The 11,672-nt window shown below is 53.5% G+C and carries 17 protein-coding genes; 10 read left to right on the top strand and 7 right to left on the bottom strand.

Annotation, left to right across the window (positions count from 1 at the left end):
- Positions 1-25 precede the first annotated feature (25 nt).
- Positions 26-619, top strand: coding sequence for a TetR/AcrR family transcriptional regulator (locus FHC52_RS16020; RefSeq protein WP_008502347.1), 594 nt, complete (start codon positions 26-28; stop codon positions 617-619).
- Positions 620-693: 74 nt separating this feature from the next.
- The gene (locus tag FHC52_RS16015; RefSeq protein ID WP_063615667.1) at positions 694-1,293 is read left to right on the top strand and encodes an NAD(P)H-dependent oxidoreductase; all 600 of its coding nucleotides are present in this window, start codon (positions 694-696) and stop codon (positions 1,291-1,293) included.
- A gap of 114 nt (positions 1,294-1,407) precedes the next feature.
- On the opposite strand, the gene FHC52_RS16010 is transcribed toward FHC52_RS16015, so the two are convergent.
- Positions 1,408-1,710 carry a hypothetical protein gene (locus tag FHC52_RS16010; protein ID WP_008502349.1) on the bottom strand — a complete coding sequence of 101 codons (303 nt, stop codon included), beginning with the start codon at positions 1,708-1,710 and terminating at the stop codon, positions 1,408-1,410.
- 400 nt (positions 1,711-2,110) lie between these two features.
- Between FHC52_RS16010 and FHC52_RS16005 the strand changes: the two genes are divergently transcribed.
- A complete protein-coding gene (locus FHC52_RS16005; protein ID WP_063615666.1) occupies positions 2,111-2,653 on the top strand; it encodes a cysteine hydrolase family protein in 543 nt (180 codons plus the stop codon).
- Positions 2,654-2,718: 65 nt separating this feature from the next.
- Here FHC52_RS16005 and FHC52_RS16000 read toward each other — a convergent pair whose 3' ends face one another.
- Entirely contained in the window at positions 2,719-3,195 is a 477-nt protein-coding gene (locus tag FHC52_RS16000) for a WbuC family cupin fold metalloprotein (RefSeq protein WP_032663581.1), read from the bottom strand.
- A gap of 140 nt (positions 3,196-3,335) precedes the next feature.
- Positions 3,336-4,013, bottom strand: a complete 678-nt coding sequence (locus tag FHC52_RS15995) for a DUF1963 domain-containing protein (RefSeq protein WP_063615665.1) — start codon at positions 4,011-4,013, stop codon at positions 3,336-3,338.
- A gap of 250 nt (positions 4,014-4,263) precedes the next feature.
- On the opposite strand from FHC52_RS15995, the gene FHC52_RS15990 reads away from it, so the two are divergent.
- Positions 4,264-4,734: a hypothetical protein gene (locus tag FHC52_RS15990; RefSeq protein WP_008502353.1), complete on the top strand. Its 471-nt coding sequence runs from the start codon at positions 4,264-4,266 to the stop codon at positions 4,732-4,734.
- Between the two features lie 47 nt (positions 4,735-4,781).
- On the opposite strand, the gene FHC52_RS15985 is transcribed toward FHC52_RS15990, so the two are convergent.
- Both FHC52_RS15985 and FHC52_RS15980 read right to left on the bottom strand, forming a co-directional pair.
- On the bottom strand, positions 4,782-5,705 hold the full coding sequence (locus tag FHC52_RS15985) for a LysR substrate-binding domain-containing protein (protein ID WP_063615664.1): 924 nt from the start codon (positions 5,703-5,705) through the stop codon (positions 4,782-4,784).
- A 24-nt stretch (positions 5,706-5,729) separates the two neighbouring features.
- Positions 5,730-6,266: a MarR family winged helix-turn-helix transcriptional regulator gene (locus tag FHC52_RS15980; protein ID WP_220420144.1), complete on the bottom strand. Its 537-nt coding sequence runs from the start codon at positions 6,264-6,266 to the stop codon at positions 5,730-5,732.
- 130 nt (positions 6,267-6,396) lie between these two features.
- On the opposite strand from FHC52_RS15980, the gene FHC52_RS15975 reads away from it, so the two are divergent.
- The 3 genes from FHC52_RS15975 (at position 6,397) to FHC52_RS15965 (ending at position 8,525) form a co-directional block, all read left to right on the top strand.
- The gene (locus FHC52_RS15975; protein ID WP_063615662.1) at positions 6,397-7,557 is read left to right on the top strand and encodes an MFS transporter; all 1,161 of its coding nucleotides are present in this window, start codon (positions 6,397-6,399) and stop codon (positions 7,555-7,557) included.
- Between the two features lie 79 nt (positions 7,558-7,636).
- A complete protein-coding gene (locus FHC52_RS15970) occupies positions 7,637-8,074 on the top strand; it encodes a VOC family protein (RefSeq protein ID WP_063615661.1) in 438 nt (145 codons plus the stop codon).
- A 13-nt stretch (positions 8,075-8,087) separates the two neighbouring features.
- Positions 8,088-8,525: a VOC family protein gene (locus FHC52_RS15965; protein WP_021241346.1), complete on the top strand. Its 438-nt coding sequence runs from the start codon at positions 8,088-8,090 to the stop codon at positions 8,523-8,525.
- A gap of 45 nt (positions 8,526-8,570) precedes the next feature.
- Here FHC52_RS15965 and FHC52_RS15960 read toward each other — a convergent pair whose 3' ends face one another.
- On the bottom strand, positions 8,571-9,464 hold the full coding sequence (locus FHC52_RS15960) for a dihydrodipicolinate synthase family protein (protein WP_063615660.1): 894 nt from the start codon (positions 9,462-9,464) through the stop codon (positions 8,571-8,573).
- 21 nt (positions 9,465-9,485) lie between these two features.
- Positions 9,486-10,181, bottom strand: a complete 696-nt coding sequence (locus FHC52_RS15955) for a B3/4 domain-containing protein (protein WP_063615659.1) — start codon at positions 10,179-10,181, stop codon at positions 9,486-9,488.
- Positions 10,182-10,224: 43 nt separating this feature from the next.
- Here FHC52_RS15955 and FHC52_RS15950 point away from each other — a divergent pair, with 43 nt between their 5' ends.
- The 3 genes from FHC52_RS15950 to FHC52_RS23050 form a co-directional block, all read left to right on the top strand.
- A complete protein-coding gene (locus tag FHC52_RS15950) occupies positions 10,225-10,827 on the top strand; it encodes a helix-turn-helix domain-containing protein (RefSeq protein ID WP_063615658.1) in 603 nt (200 codons plus the stop codon).
- A 63-nt stretch (positions 10,828-10,890) separates the two neighbouring features.
- Positions 10,891-11,352, top strand: a complete 462-nt coding sequence (locus FHC52_RS15945; RefSeq protein ID WP_008502363.1) for a GNAT family N-acetyltransferase — start codon at positions 10,891-10,893, stop codon at positions 11,350-11,352.
- 260 nt (positions 11,353-11,612) lie between these two features.
- Positions 11,613-11,672 (top strand): IS1 family transposase (locus FHC52_RS23050; RefSeq protein ID WP_131646547.1); only part of this gene is annotated, 60 nt, incomplete at its 3' end.

The following is an 11,672-nucleotide window of genomic DNA, read 5'->3' as shown; positions in this document are numbered from 1 at the left end:
AGTAGATAACTGACCTGAGGCAAGCATGGTTGTTAAGCGCTTAAGAAAAGAGGACCGCCGCGTGCAGCTGCTGGAGGTTGCGCGAGGGATCGTGCGTCAGCAAGGCACGGAGGCGTTGACCCTTGGCTATCTGGCAGAACGGGCTAACGTGACCAAGCCCATCCCCTACGACCACTTTGGCGATCGTGAAGGGCTATTGATGGCGCTGTACCAGGACTATAGCGATCGGCAGCTGGCAAAATTCCGCGAGACGCTGGCGGTGGACAGCAAAACGCTGGAGAAGACGATCCGTTTTTTCAGCGCGGCCTATATCGACTGTGCGATTGCCGCCGGGCCTGAAACCGGGCCAATCGCCGCGGCGCTGTCCGGTTCTCGCGCGCTGCAGACGTTTCGGGAAGCGTGCGTGGCCGAATGTGCCGACTGCCTGCGCACCGCGCTTTCTCCTTTTATCGTCTTAAAAGGCGTTCAGGGAGAAGCGGTACTGACGGCCATCATTGGCGCGGCGGAGGCGCTCAGCACCGCGGCGGGCAACGGCGTGCTCGCCCGGAATGTGGCAGAAGATATGCTCTGCGGCGCCATGACCGGGGTGCTGGAGACCTACGCGAATAGCACAAAATGATCGCCGGGGGCGGATTGACACCTAAGTTACCAATAGTAATATAGGCGTCACTTCTCCCCCATCTGGAGGTCGCTATGTCTGCAACACATGCCATTAAAAACGCGCTGATCGTGACGGCACACCCGATCGACAATTCGTTATCCCATACGCTGGCAGCCCGCATTGCCGGGAAATTACGCGAGGAAGGTACGCAGGTTGAGATCGCCGATCTGCATGCTGAAGGGTTTAATCCGTCGATGACCCGCGCCGATCTCGATTTGTATCACGGCGATCCGAGCGCCCTCCCCGACGATATTCTGCGCGAGCAACAGCGCGTCGAGCGCGCGGATATGCTGGTATTCGTCTTCCCGGTGTACTGGTGGTCGGTTCCCGCGCTGTTGAAAGGCTGGTTCGATCGCGTGTTAACCCTGAACTGGGCGTATAAGGTGGCCGACGACGGCCGGATTGTGGGCAACTTAAGGGATGTTCCCGTCCGCCTGATTGCCACTGGCGGGAGCGATTTTACCGGGTTCGACAAACACGGCTACTCGAGGGCGATTCAGACGCAGATAATCGAAGGGGTATTTGGCTTCTGCGGGTTGAAGAACGTTAAGCTCGATATCCTTTACCAGGCAGACACGGCGACGCCCGAGCAGGTTGACGAATTCCTGAGCGAGATCGGCAACCTAAAATAATATCGGCTATCCAGCCGGCAACGGCGTGCCTCCTTCGCCATAAGGAGGCACGTGTTCTCGATGTTACTAACCGTCAGGGATCCTGCTGGCAAACCGGAACGCTCTTTCTTGTGATTATTCAAAAAATAACGAGGAAAGGCCAATCGTCATCACTACACTCATAATCACCTGAATCAAGATAATAAAAAAAGCGATCCCACCCAATACGGTGATTTTTCGACGCAGAATGAAAGTTATGCCGGAAAGTACAGCACTGAACAGAATGGCTTTAAGTATATAGGAAAGCGGCACCATGGCCGGGTGACCGGTCTGTACTCCAGCAAGCCCAATGAGACCCAGTAGAAAATTACCGCAAATTCCCCATCCCCAGAAAGTCATCGGTAAGCTCATCTGCCCCGCGACTAATCTTTTCAACATACGCACATCCTTTTTGTGATTTTTTATCGAAACACAACGGTTTTTATCCAGTCTCTCGCACTGTTGGATTGTGCAATAAGTCGAGCCGACAAATACGCAACTACCAAATATGCTGATATGATTTTGTTCATCTTTACAGGCATATTGATGGTATTGAAAAGAACTATCGGCAGCAAATTTTTAAAGTTTAACGACTCGTCCGGATATGATTTAAAAGATATATCAGCGAAGGTCATAACATGTTTACGTCAGTTCAGCCAACAACCACCCTCACCACCACCGGAACCTTCGGCGGTGCGAGCGTGTCTGTAGTGAACGACTGACAAACAGAACCTCAATCCCCGCCGACATGGACGGGGAAATCTCTCTCCGTTCACCACCCTCTGAATGGAGAAAGAAAATGGTTTCATCTGACAATGCTCTCTTGATTATCGACATGCAGCAGGGCCTCTTTCGGGGCCCGGTTTCCCCTCGCTCCGCCGATGCCGTTCTGGCCAATATCCGCTTGTTAATCGCCAACGCCCGAGACGCGCAGGTGCCCGTCTTTTTTGCCCGCCATATTGGGCCGGACGACTCCCCCTTCTCAGAAAAGGGGCCGTTAACACAGCTGATACCTGAACTGGACGTGAAGGAGCAGGACGTTGTTTTCACCAAGCGCTATCCCAGCTGTTTTCGGGATACGGTATTGCTGCGAGAACTTAATCAGAGAGGCATCAAGCAGCTGGTCATTGCCGGGATGAAAACAGAGTTTTGCGTCGATACGACCTGCCGGGCCGCACCGGCGCTGGGTTTCAGGACGGTATTAATTTCAGATGCGCATACCACAATGGATAATGACTGTTTATCCGCCAGCGACATTATTGCCCATCACAACAGCACGCTGGCAGGCCCGTTTGTGACGCTGTCGACTGCTCGTGACTGGCTTTTTAGTACGGTGAGTTGACTCAGGTGGGCGCTTATCTCTTTACCCGGCTCGCCTTTCCGCGCGCCGGGCACATAAGAGAATAATTACAGGGTAAAACCACCGTCACCCACCTGTGCCTGAGCGTACCATTGCATCAGCTTCTCGGTGCCAGGCTCGTTTTCTGCCGGTGACCATGGGGCGGTATCATGCTCGGGCACGGGCTGGTACCCCCCGTGTTTAACCTCAAAAATGACGCCGCCTCTATCCAGCGACAGCACGGCATGCCAGGTTCCGGCATCCATCTCCAGGACTTTACACTCTTCGCCTAACACCACGCGCCGGGTCACGTTTCCGCTGTCGTCAAAATTCAGCACCAGAAAGCGACCGCTCAGCGCCGTCAGCAGTTCAAAGGTGTGCGGATGGCGGTGGGGGCGGACATAGGTACCGGGTTCCATTGCAATGGCCAGGCGCTGCACCGGGTCGCTCAGGTCAGGGTGTAAATTACGGTGCGCGCGTAAGCGAGGAGAATGTGCGGCCTGCTCGCTTTGCTGCTGCAGGTCACTGAAAGTAATCTGTTTCATATACACCTTTAGGTATGTGGGCTGTCTGCGGCAACCCGGTTGCCGCAGGACGTTATACCATCCTGAACGGTCGAGGCGCGATGGGATTTGTGAAACAAATCACTGCCGGGCGAGTGGTCAATCCCCCGGCAGGAAGCTCATCAGTAGAACTGACATGAAAACCGCCATTCCCCTTCTGATGACCGGTGAAAGTAACCGATACCGTTATCCGCCCACATCCAGTTTACTTTTTCTTCTGACCCAACCTGAAAAACAAACTCTTCGATTCCCACACCGTGTTGTATCTCAGTCGGAAATCCCCCTACCTTGGTTCCCCTGTAGCGATTGAAATCTTCAAAAAAACTATCACTGGCCTGCTCATCATCATTTACGCAAGAGAGATCAATAATATCCCGGGCATCTTCCCATCCAGGAGCATCGTCAATGACACTCAGCCATTGAACTGGAAACGGCCGATACGGCGTGTCCAATTCAGGCAATGGCTGAAGCCCTTCGAGGCTGGCATACTCGCGAATTAACCATCCTTCACCGTGCGGTTCGTCAAAGGGATGTTGTTCCACATTGTGAAACAACACCAGAAGGGCTATGCCCTTCAACTGGTCAGGAATAACAGGAAGCTCGTCGACCCTGATCTGAAGAAGTGGAAACATGGGTTTGCCCTTCCAGGTGGGTAATCCTTCATCTGCGCGAGAAACGCCCTTCAGAAACCATGACGTAATGGGATCTTCAGGTGGCCGGAACCCACCGACCTGCGCGACCGATGCGGGTCTTAGCCTGGTCCGGAGTTCTTCTAAAACTGACGCACTCTCTAATCTCATGTTTGCTCGCCTCTGTAGACGCTTGTCGGACAGATATTTTGCTGATCATTGTAAGTTAATCATCACATCTGGAGAATCTCATTGAATAATAAAACCTATGTTGAGTAAAACTCACATTGATTCCCACTATTTCTCGTTTTTCAAACGTAATCTCATTGAAATACCATCCCTTCATTCCCGGTCTCTTCCTGACCTGGAACAGAGAGCGAAACTCAAATAATAAATACACCTGCATGCATATGGAGTACGTATGACACTCGATGTTTTATTTCATCTAATGAAAATGATCTCACCTGAAAAAAACATCGCGGGTGAAAATATACATGCGTTAATAACGTTACTTTCGTCAGAAAACGATAGCGGTGAGGTGCTTTCGCCCTTTATTCATCGACTGCATCTTCTGTCTTTCGCCCAAAGCAATCCGGGTAACGCCGAAGAGTTGCTCTCTGCGCATTTACCCAAAGACGACGGGATCCTTCCGCTTCTGGACTTCGCGGACTGGCCCCGGGTGCGTTACGCCGCTTCAGGCGAAGTTCAGACGCCTGAATCTGAGGAGTACTTCCGTGAAATGACATCGGCTACCAATCTGTTACGTTCTGCGCTGATCGAAGCTGAACGCGCAAAGGGAACCCCTGCGCTATATATACTGGATAAATTACTCAACCTGAACAGCGCCCTGCCGGAAAGATATAAAAAGATGGCAAATATTCCCTACGCATAAATACGTTCACTGTGCGGAATATTTCCCTGTTAATATTCCGCTATTTATTAAATCCGCTTTTCATTGAAATCAAGACAGACAATATCCAAAGAGGGCACCACTGGCGCATTAAGGTTAAGCCAGGCCAGCAACCGTTCAATACTCTGTCCTCTGAGCGAATTTTTGGGCCAGACAAGGTAGTAACCGTCCCCTGTTGCTATCGCCTCCCTGAAGGGCAGCGCGAGAAGGCCGCTTTTCAGCGCGTCGAGCGTGAGCCGGAGATCCGCCATCGCTACGCCGTGTCCGTGCATGGCCGCAAGGCTTCCCTGCTCCAGGGTGTCGAACACGATCCCGCCGCCCATGTCGAGGCCGGGGAATAAGCCCGTCCTTTTCAGCCAGCGCTTCCAGTCCCGTCTGTCCGGTGATGGATGAATAAGATCGCACTCTGGAAGCTGATGCCGGGCAGGCTCCAGCAAAGACGGCGTACAAACCGGAATAAGCCATTCGCTGAACAGCAGCCGGCTCTCCGTTGACTCGCCAAAATAGCCGTTCCCGAGGAGGATCGCACAATCGTAGGGCTCGCGGCTGAAGTCAACAGTGTCGAAGTCCATCCAGACGCTGGCGATTTCGATTTTCGGCTTCGCGTGGTTCTCGCGAAAGGATTTAAGCACATTGAGGAGCCATCGCATCGTCAGGGTGCTGGGGGCTTTGAGGCGCAGAAGGTGGTTTTCACTTTTGAATGCGCGACAGGCCCACTCAATATTCGAGAAACTTTCGCTAAGCTGCCCGGCCAGAATGCGCCCGGCGTCGCTGACCTCCACTCTCGGACCCTGCCGCTTAAACAGCGCACAGTCAAACCACATTTCAAGCGTCCGGACATGCCTGCTGACCGCCCCCGGCGTGATATTCAGGACTTCAGCCGCTTTGCTAAAGGAGTTCAGCCGTGCGGCAACTTCGAACGCGCGCAGCGCATACAGTGGCGGTAAAGACATATGTTCCCTTTTTGTCAGGTGTAATCATGCTGTTTTTGTATTATCGGCACTCGGTGACGTTTCATCCCATTCCTCGGCCGGAAACGTCAGCAGCAGCACCCTGAGCAGGGACTCAAGCTGCGCGCGTTGCGCCTCAGAGAGGTTTCTCAGCAGCGCATTTTGCGTTTCCGTGTGCACGAGCAGCGCCTGTTCGATACGCTCCTGCCCGTACAGCGTCAGGCTGACGAGCGAGCTGCGCTTATCATCGGGATCGGCAATCCGCCTGATAAAGCCTTGCTGTTCAAGATGGTTGAGTCGATTCGTCATCGCCCCTGAGGTGATCAACAGGGATGTATACAGCTGCGTGGGCGAAAGGCAGTACGGCTCCCCGGCGCGGCGCAGCGTGGCGAGGACGTCAAACTCGCCCTCGCGAAAGCCAAACGGCGCCATGGCCAGCGCGCGTTCTTTTCCCAGGTGCTTCATCAGCCTGAGCATTCGACCAAAAATTTTCATCGACGAGGCGTCCAGCTCGGGCATGGCGCGGCTCCACTGGCCGACAACGAAGTCTACATGGTCTTTCATCTTCACCCCGTATGGCGTGGGAATTTATCGAGTTGTGCGGTACATCTTACACTAAAACAGATTTTACCTTAACGTTAAGATAAATGCTCGCGGCAATTTGCCCGGGCCATTCACACCCGAAAAGGATGCCATGTTGAAACGCACGTCACCGTTACTCTTCGCTATTATCGCTTTTATCGTCGGGCTGAATCTGCGCCCCATTCTGGCCTCGGTTGGCCCCCTGTTCTCTGTGCTGCAGCGCGAAGCAGGGCTGACCGCAACGCAATTCAGCCTGCTGACCACCCTGCCGGTGGCGATGATGGGACTGTCTGCCCTGTGTGGCCCCTGGCTTTTATCCAGGGTCGGTGCCGTCAGGGGAATTATGCTCGGGCTGTTCATCCTGCTGGTAGCCTGTTCATTACGCGGTTTTAGCACCTCGCTGACGGGTTTGATGGGCACCGCGTTACTGGGCGGGGCCAGCATCGGCACGATCCAGGCGTTAATGCCTGCCCTGATAAAAAAGGCGTATACGCAAACGGCCAGCACGATCATGTCGCTATTCAGCACGGGCATTATGGCCGGTGCGGCAGTCGCCGCCGCCAGCGCCGAGCCGCTGTTTTCATGGCTCACGCTGAAGCCCGCGCTGGCTATGGCAGGCGTGCTTGCGCTGCTGGCGCTGATGCTGTGGTTACCCCTGGTTAAGCAGCCTCAAGGTGAACAAACAGCACATGAATCCGTTACGCTCTCTTCCTCCCGGACTGGACTCCTTCTGCTCTTTTTCGGCGTGGGGACGGGTGCCTACACGCTGGTCTTAGCCTGGCTGCCCCCGCTCTATATTCAGGCAGGATGGTCTGCACGCAGCAGCGGCTATATGCTGGCATGGCTGACCTTAACCGAAGTGACCGCCGGGTTTGCCGTCTCCGCGCTGATCGGTAAATTCCCCGACCGCCGTGTTCCGCTGATAACTGTACTGTTACTGCTGCTGGCGGGATTACTGTGCCTGGTCTTCTCTCCAGGTACCACGCCGGTCTTATCAACCTTGCTGCTTGGCATCGGTATCGGCGCCCTCTTCCCGCTGTCGCTTATCGTCACGTTCGATCATGCGCGAACGCCCGCGCAGGCCGGGAAGTTACTGTCAAAAGTTCAGGGAGGAGGATATATGATCGCCGCGCTCATGCCGCTAGTTGCCGGGATCGTTCGCGACAGTTCGGTCTCGCTGACCAGCGCATGGCTGGTGATGAGTGCGGGAGTCGTGCTGTTGATCGCTATCGCGTTCACTTTCAAACCCGCCGCGAACGTGCAGGCGCGGTGAATGCGGAACCAGAAATGAGAGTCGTATTTCAGACAGCTCTACGCTAAATTCCATCATTTCAGGCTATTAAGGAGTGGATATGTCGCAGACGTTACCGGGAATTGATGTCATGTTCGTCGCCGGGTTCGGGCCCATTTCACAGGATACAGCGTCCAGCACCGCGTTTTATATCCAGACACTCGGTCTGCCGCTGAAGCCGATGGAGGACAATGCCGAGTATCTGCTCACTGAAGAGGGACGCTTACCGGGCGTGAAGCATTTTGCCGTCTGGCCGCTGTCACAGGCGGCAACGTCCTGTTTTGGTGAATCGGAATGGCCCGTGGAGCATCCGATACCGCAGGGATGGATTGAATACGAGGTGCAGGATCTCGATTCCGCTACCCGTGTTCTGAGTGAAAAAGGCTATCGGTTGTTGGTCGCCAACCGCACGGAACCGTGGGGGCAAACCGTTACTCGCCTGCTCAGCCCGGAAGGTTTGCTGACCGGACTAACAGTTACGCCGTGGCTGCGTGGATAGAGGATGTTATAAGGTGCTGGCTTATATCACGATAGGGACAAATGACTTTCAGCGCGCCGTGAACTTTTATGACGCTATTTTTAACGTGCTGGGCTATTCACGTCTGCCCGCCTGGACTGATAGCTGGGCAATGTGGGGAAACGAAAATCATCCGGATGACGAATTTAGCTTCTGCATTTGTCCTCCTTTTGACCAGCAACCCGCGACGGCGGGAAACGGGACAATGTTCGCATTCAGAGCCGATAGCGCGGAAATTGTCAGACGCTTCCATGCAGCGGGCCTCCGTGCGGGAGGAAAGGATGAAGGCGTGCCCGGTACACGAACCGCCTACGGCCCCGATTTTTATGTTGCCTATCTGCGCGATCCTGACGGGCATAAATTGGCGTGCGTTTGCCAGCATTATTCTCCTGATGCAGATAAGCTATCAGGCGAAGAAGAGTCACTTCAATAATAAAATTTTGCGGTAAGGACCGGTAGACACCCAGTCCTGCGGAGATCACTTCAGCTCCAGCGTGCTTATTACATGGGCAATATCCGCGATGTCGCCAGCTGACAACGGTTGCAGAGGGCGAGGCAGGCAATCCATGTCGGTAAGCCCAAGCACACCAGCCGCAGCGGCAATAACGCGAATACTTCCGCCATGTTTACGGAACAGCGACCACAACGGCTCAAGGCGGGTTGTCAGGGCTGTAACGCGTTGACGATCGTTTGCCGCCGCAGCTTCGGTGATTTGTTTCGCCATCTCAGGGAACAGACCGCCACACACGGAATACCACACTTCACAACCGGCGTTTAATCCCAGCCCCGCATAAGCGTCGCCACTAATACCGATTGTTACGCCAGGGCGCAAATGTTGACGTAACGCATTCACCCTTTCAATCGCTGCAGCGGGGCTATCCGGGACGCCAGGGATCTTGACCGAGCGAACCCCCTCAAGTGAGGATAGACGACCGTGAAGTTCATCCGTAAAGGTAAAATGCGTAGTGCCCGGATTATCATAGATACACACCGGTACAGACGCGTGCCGGGTAACGGTCTCAAAGAGTGAGAAGACTTCTTCGTCACGGAGTGGCTGGTAGCTGACCACCGGGAGTAACAGCGCATTCGCACCAGCTGCCTGTGCATCCTCTGCCAGATGCAGAATGGCATCGGTACTGACCGCTCCCACACACACCATAACGGGGATGTTCCCTGCATGCTGTTTAGCCAGCGTTGCTACGCGCTTGCGCTGCTCCCGGGTCAGATAGGCGTAGCTTCCGGTTGACCCCAGGATGCCCATAGAATCAACCCGAGCGTCTGTAAGACGGGAAAGAATATGGCTAAAACCCTTTTCATCCACGCCTCGGGCAGTGACTGGGGTTAATGGAAACGCCGACAAACCGGTAAACATAATTCTTTCTCCTGAAGGGTATTACAGCTGTTGTTCTTCGATGAGAGCAACTTCAAACCACAGACCGGGCATCATTTTTTCCAGGCCGTCGGTCAGCATCTTCCCGGCTTCGTGAAGTCTATCCAGCGGCATCTGCGGGAGACTCTCCAGAATGAACCACATTTGCTGAGCTTCCACGCCTAAGCGGGTTCTGATCCCCTGTCGCCAGTTCCAGCGACGGCAGGTCACGCCGATATCATCACACCAGATAACCTCGCCTTGTGAAGGAGACTCAACGGTGGCCTCTCCCTCTTTGACGGTATCAAAAGGCTCTGTTCCTTTTGCCACAGTCAGACGCGGCGCCCCCTGATAGGCAGAGAGATTCTCTCCACCAACCGGAACGGCATAGCGGAGACTAACGGCATTATAAAGATCAACGATAGGATCGAGCGCTGGCATCGTTCCGTCACGTAACACGCGCTTGCGTAACGCATCTGCTGAGCAAGGGGTGCGTTTAGGTTTAGCACCAAACTTTTGAAAAACGTCGGCCCATGCCGCCAGATGAGAGTCCGCCCAATCTGGTTCACCGGCCAGAACGGCTTCACAGGCTTCACGCAGCGCCGTTTCCCCAATGTCGGGATTAAGCACTGGCGCAGCTTTTACGCAAATGCTCAGTGCACGAAAACCGGGAGCAATACGATAAATTTCAGGGGTAATTGACGGAGATACTGTTAGCACGTGATAATCCTGTAATGACCATTTTATCCCATGATAATGACCAATGACCAAAAAAGTCAATTTAATGACCGATGCAAACGCTATCGTCAACACTGTGAATGAAGCCGTATCTCAGCGAATTAAACTCTATCGTAAGCATAAGAAGATATCCCTCGATGAACTCTCCCGTCGGGCAGGCGTCAGCAAGGGAGCGCTGGTTGAGATAGAGGGATGCCGGGCGAATCCCAGCATTGCCCTGTTATGCCGCCTGGCTGCCGCAATGGGGGTTTCGGTGGCTGATTTTGTGGATGTCAGTTCAAAACCGACCGTGCATCTCATTGCTGAAGATGAGATCCCTGAATTGTGGGAAGGTGAAAAAGGCGGGAGAGCAAGATTGCTCGCAGGGTCAGGTGGCCCTGATATGACCGAGCTCTGGATGTGGGAAATGCAGCCGGGGGAAAAGTTTGCGTCCCCCGGCCACACGGAAGGTACGCTTGAACTGTTTTATGTGCAGTCGGGCACGCTCACACTCGGCGTACAGGAACACATGTATCGGGTAAATACTGGCTGTTCGGCAACCGCCAGAACGGACGTTCCTCATTTCTATGAAAACCAGGGGGAGAACCCGCTGGTATTTATCATGACAGTATATGAAAAAGCATCCTGAGCATTCCCCGGCATAGAGGACAGCCCTGTGCCTCATCACAAGTAGCCCAAAAGGAGGAGTTCGGTGAATAATCAGCATCTGCGTTTTACCAAAGACAAATTTATTGTCACAACCGATCCCAGCTTTTTTCAGCTAGAAGCCATTCACGATTACCTCTCGCAATCGTCCTGGGCTCCTGGTATTGATGCTGAAACGGTCAGGATATCAATCCAGAACAGCCTTTGTTTCGCGCTCCTGGATGGAACAAGACAAATCGGCTTCGCCCGTCTGGTCACAGACTATGCCACTTTTGGTTATTTGTGTGACGTCTACGTGCTGAACGATTATCAGAAAAGTGGTCTTGGACGTTGGCTGATTGAATGCTGTCATGCCCATCCATTGTTGTCACGTCTGCGACGGATAATGCTGGTAACCGACAGCGCGCCATGGTTATACCAGAAGCTGGGGTATAACCCATTGAACCGACCAGATTTTGTCTGGCAAATCAATCGACCCGATATTTATCGTAACCCCGGGCAAAAATAAAAGTACTTTGCAGAGAGTAATGATAAATGTGAATCCGCAGGGCCTGTCACTCTGATGCAGAAGAATTTGCTCTTTTAGCCGAACGAATCTTACGACATCCGCTTCTGGCACTGAGCGGATATGCTAACTGAGCTAAAGGTCCGCTGTGAGTGAGAAGCAAACATCTTAAGTAGGTTGTTCTTTTATGCTACTACCTCTATGTAGCGGTAATGGTGCCAACTTACTGATTTAGTGTATGATGGTGTTTTTGAGGTGCTCCAGTGGCTTCTGTTTCTATCAGCTGTCCCTCCTGTTCAGCTACTGAAGGCGTGGTGCGTAAC

Source organism: Enterobacter sp. EC_64, from assembly GCF_019584165.1.
GTDB lineage: Bacteria > Pseudomonadota > Gammaproteobacteria > Enterobacterales > Enterobacteriaceae > Enterobacter > Enterobacter roggenkampii.
Note: the sequence above shows the minus strand (reverse complement) of the source record. Positions and strands in the feature narration are given on the sequence as shown.